General features: G+C 31.8%; 5 protein-coding genes. 3 read left to right on the top strand and 2 right to left on the bottom strand.

Translation table 11 applies throughout. From position 1 onward, the window contains the following. Positions 1-981: aminotransferase class I/II-fold pyridoxal phosphate-dependent enzyme (locus ACTG3S_RS07060; RefSeq protein WP_439128655.1), on the top strand; the 981-nt coding region annotated here is incomplete at its 5' end. Between the two features lie 69 nt (positions 982-1050). Here ACTG3S_RS07060 and ACTG3S_RS07055 read toward each other — a convergent pair. Next, complete coding sequence (locus ACTG3S_RS07055) at positions 1051-2073, bottom strand: metal-dependent hydrolase (protein WP_439128654.1); 1023 nt, start codon at positions 2071-2073, stop codon at positions 1051-1053. Between the two features lie 79 nt (positions 2074-2152). Between ACTG3S_RS07055 and ACTG3S_RS07050 the strand changes: the two genes are divergently transcribed. Continuing rightward, positions 2153-3622 carry a Na+/H+ antiporter NhaC family protein gene (locus tag ACTG3S_RS07050; RefSeq protein ID WP_439128653.1) on the top strand — a complete coding sequence of 490 codons (1470 nt, stop codon included), beginning with the start codon at positions 2153-2155 and terminating at the stop codon, positions 3620-3622. Between the two features lie 130 nt (positions 3623-3752). After that, complete coding sequence (locus tag ACTG3S_RS07045) at positions 3753-4082, top strand: GNAT family N-acetyltransferase (protein WP_439128652.1); 330 nt, start codon at positions 3753-3755, stop codon at positions 4080-4082. Here ACTG3S_RS07045 and ACTG3S_RS07040 read toward each other — a convergent pair. Then, positions 4083-4348, bottom strand: a 266-nt coding sequence (locus ACTG3S_RS07040) for a hypothetical protein (protein ID WP_439128651.1), incomplete at its 5' end; no start/stop codon positions are given.

The raw sequence follows: 4348 nt of genomic DNA, 5'->3' as shown, positions 1-4348 counted from the left end.
ACAGAAACTGCCAACGTTTCAGCTTCAGGAATGGGAGCCATTACACCAGTTTTAATGCAATTGTGTGGGGCAGGAGATCACGTAGTTTCTAGTAGAACTATTTATGGTGGTACTTATGCATTTTTAAAAAATTTTATACCGAGATTTGGTGTAGAAACCACCTTTGTAGACATTACAAAATTAGATGTAGTAGAAGCTGCAATCACAAAAAATACCAAGGTTTTATATTGCGAATCTGTAAGTAATCCGCTTTTAGAGGTTGCAGACATTGCAGGCTTATCAAAATTAGCAAAAAAGCACCATTTAAAATTAGTGGTAGACAATACGTTTTCTCCATTATCAATTTCACCAATAAAATTAGGTGCAGATATTGTTTGCCATAGTTTAACAAAATTTATCAATGGTTCTTCAGATACAGTAGGTGGAGTGGTTTGTGCATCACAAGAATTTATAAATGATTTACGAAATGTAAACAATGGAGCAAGCATGTTGTTAGGTTCCACCATGGATAGTTTAAGAGCTTCATCCGTTTTAAAAAATCTAAGAACCTTACATATTAGAATAAAACAGCATAGTTATAATGCCACTTTTTTAGCAGAAAACTTCGAAAAAGATGGTTTAAAAACAGTGTATCCAGGCTTGCAATCACATCCATCACATCAACTTTTTAAAAGTATGATGAATGCAGCTTATGGTTTTGGAGGCATGTTAACTATTGATGTAGGTTCCTTAGAAAAAGCCAACGAATTAATGGAGTTAATGCAACACAAAAACTTGGGATATTTAGCAGTAAGTTTAGGTTTTTATAAGACCTTGTTTTCTGCTCCAGGAAGTTCAACATCGTCAGAAATTCCAGAAGATGAACAAAAAGAAATGGGTTTATCTGATGGTTTAATTCGTTTTTCAATTGGCTTAGATGCAAACATCGAACGCACTTATCAAATGATGAAAAAATGTATGGTTGATGTTGGTGTTTTGTAATGTTTTTATTTTCGAAGTTTTAAAAACATCATTTTTGCTAAAAACTAAAAACTAAAAACTAAAAACTAATCAGATTCCCCAAAAACGTTCTTTAAATTTTGCAAAATCCTCTTTACTGGGCGGATTTCCATTAAATGGTAAAATATCCCATTCGTCATTTTTAAAAAACACAGCAAAGTTAAAAACAGAGGTATTTATATCATCAGGATTTAACATCGGATACCGTAAATCTGTGTATTTATAGGTACCTATTTTTTCTTTTTTATTTATAGTGTAGTAATTATTACTAAACCAAGTTAAGGTTTGTAAGTTTTTATCACTCATGTCAATAATATCATGATTTTTAGCAATTGTAAGTATATTGTTTGCGGTGGTATTTTTATCAAAATGAGAATAGAATGTGAGGTAATATTCAGTCTTAGTTTCTGCTACAGCATACCATAAAACGTTGTTCAAAATTGTGGGTTGTGCAGAAAAACGTTGATAATTAATTCCCGCTTTTTCAAAAGATTTTTTAAAAACACAATCCATATAAAACTTATTAAACAGCGTTAAAATCATGTACAAACTGCTTATGTAAATTCCTACTTTCGTCCATTTTAATCTTTTTGGGTTTGTTCTTTTAAAAAACAAAACAACAATCATACAAATAAGAAATGGCAAGGTGTATAAGGGGTCAACAACAGAAATATTATTAAAAGCCACTCTGTAATTAGTAAAAGGGGCAAAAAGTTGTGTGCCATAGGGTGTAAAACAATCTAAAAGCGGATGTGTAAAAATGGCCCAAAAGAACAATAAAATCCAATCTTTTAAATGGCTTGTGCCTGTTCTTTTTTTTGTGTTGTAAAGTTTGTAAGTAATAAATCCAAAAACAAAACAACCCAATGTAGCAAACAAAATAGAATGCATAAAACCTCTATGAAAAGCCATGGCTTGTATTTCGTTATTGTATAAGAGTTTCCCTATAAAAACATCTAAATCTGGAATGGTGCCGCCAATTGCTCCAAACAATAATGCTTTGTTGCCAATTTTTTTACCTAAAACAAGTTCGCCACAAGCAGCACCTAAAACAATTTGCGTTAATGAATCCATAAACGTAAAAATAGTGTAACCAAATCAATTTGCATAACTTCTTGTAAAATCGTAACATTACAGAACAAAATTTTAAAGAATGTCAGACAAAGAGAATCTTTCAGAAATAGATGTTGAAGATCAAAAAATTATAGATAATAAAGAATTAAACCTCTTAGAATCTTTAATTCCTGTGGTAATTTTAATGTGCCTATTGGCTTATAATATCTTTTTTGTTGATGGTCAAGAATGGTTTGGCGCTTACACCAATCAATATATATTATTAATGGGTGGTGTTGCAGCAGCAGCTGTTGGTTTTTTTAATAAGGTTTCTATTGGTAATATGTTTGCAGAGGTTTGGGAAAACTGGAAAAGCGTTTTTGTGCCCATTATGATTTTATTTTTAGTAGGTGCATTAGCAGGTTCTTGGTTGGTTAGTGGTATTATACCAGCAATGGTGTATTATGGTTTACAGGTTTTAAGTCCCGAAATATTTTTACCAGCATCTGTAATAATTGCTGCTATTATTTCTATAGCAACAGGAAGTTCTTGGACAACATCTGCAACTGTAGGAATTGCTTTAGTAGGTATTGGAAGTGCTTTAGGGATATCACCAGGAATGATAGCTGGAGCAGTAATTTCTGGAGCCTATTTTGGTGATAAAATGTCTCCACTTTCTGACACTACAAACTTAGCACCAGCAATGGCAGGTACCGATTTGTTTACACATATTAAATATATGGCAATTACAACAGTGCCAACAATATTAATTACGTTGGTTGTTTTTGCATTTTTAAGTAGTACAATAGATACAACAGGGAATGCAGATATTAGTAATTTGCTAGCTTCAATAGACAATACATTTTATATTTCTCCATGGTTATTTGTTGTACCAGGAGTTGTAATTGCAATGATTTTACTAAAAACAAAACCTTTAATAGCCTTAGGTACTGGCGTAATTTTAGCAGCTGTTTTTGCATTTATTTTTCAAGGTGATGTTTTGTCGAACTTGTCTGATTCTAAATTTACATCTATTATCAATTCAATTTTAACAGATACCAACATAGAAACGGATAACGATAAGTTATCAGAACTTTTTTCTTCAGGAGGAATGAATGGTATGATTTGGACAATTTTACTTATTATTTGTGCCATGGTTTTTGGTGGTATTATGGATGCTATTGGCGCTTTAGCAAAAATCACGAAAAGTTTATTAGCTATTGCAAGTTCTGTTTTTGGTTTGTTTGCAAGTACAGTGGTTAGTTGTTTAGGTTTAAATACAATTGCATCAGACCAATATTTGGCCATTGTTATACCAGGTAAAATGTTTAAAAAAGCTTATGAAGATAAAGGCTTAGCACCAGAGAATTTAAGTAGAACTCTAGAAGATTCAGGGACTGTAACTTCGGTTTTAATTCCTTGGAATACTTGTGGCGCTTACCAATCTGGAGTTTTAGGTGTTTCTGTAGCAGATTATTTTGTGTATGCTATTTTTAATTATTTAAGTCCGTTTACAACCTTATTTTTTGCAGCTTTACATATTAAAATTAGACAATTAACTAAAAAATAGCATGATAGTGAAAGCTACTGTTGCTGATGCAAAAGTGTTAACAAAAATAGCGTTGCAATCGAAAGCTTTTTGGGGATATTCTGACGAATTGATAGAAAGTTGGTGAGAAGATTTAACTGTTACACCAACTATGTTTAAAGAGTGGAATGTCTATAAATTTAAGGTTGATAGTCAAATTGCCGGTTTCTATATCTTAAACAGAGCCAATATTAGAACAAGTTTTCTAGAATTTTTATTTGTTTCCCCAAAATTTATAAAACAAGGAATAGGAACACAATTATTAAACCACGCAAAAGAATATTGTATTGGTGGTTCTTCAGCAATTATAAATGTGTTATCAGACCCGAATGCAAAGAATTTTTATACAAAACACGGTTTTAAGGTTATAGCAGAAAGAGAAAGTTCAGTTTCTGGGAGATTTTTACCAGAAATGGAGTTTGAGATTGAAGAAAATATGTAATTATTTCTTTTTGTTAAGATTTAAAACTATTGAAATTAGCAACAAAACCCAGGGTGTACCATGCAACAATACATCAAACCAATCTAGAGCTTGCATTCCTTTTTCAGGGTGAAATGCATTTCCACCTAAAATCCATTGAATTTTACCCCAAATATGAGGTGGATTAAAAGGCGCTAAACCTAATGTTAGACTCGCTATTAAAAAGAGTTTCCAGTTTGTTCTAAGTTGATTTTTCATTGTTTCTAAGTTGAAAACTTTTGTAAATA

This window comes from Polaribacter sp. (genome assembly GCF_965656025.1).
Taxonomy (GTDB): Bacteria; Bacteroidota; Bacteroidia; order Flavobacteriales; family Flavobacteriaceae; genus Polaribacter.
This window is presented reverse-complemented; position numbering and strand designations above follow the sequence as displayed.

Coding starts and splice junctions, on each gene's coding strand:
- ACTG3S_RS07055 (WP_439128654.1), bottom strand. CDS start 2,073: ATGGATTCATTAACGCAAATTGTTTTAGGTGCTGCTTGTGGCGAACTT.
- ACTG3S_RS07050 (WP_439128653.1), top strand. CDS start 2,153: ATGTCAGACAAAGAGAATCTTTCAGAAATAGATGTTGAAGATCAAAAA.
- ACTG3S_RS07045 (WP_439128652.1), top strand. CDS start 3,753: ATGTTTAAAGAGTGGAATGTCTATAAATTTAAGGTTGATAGTCAAATT.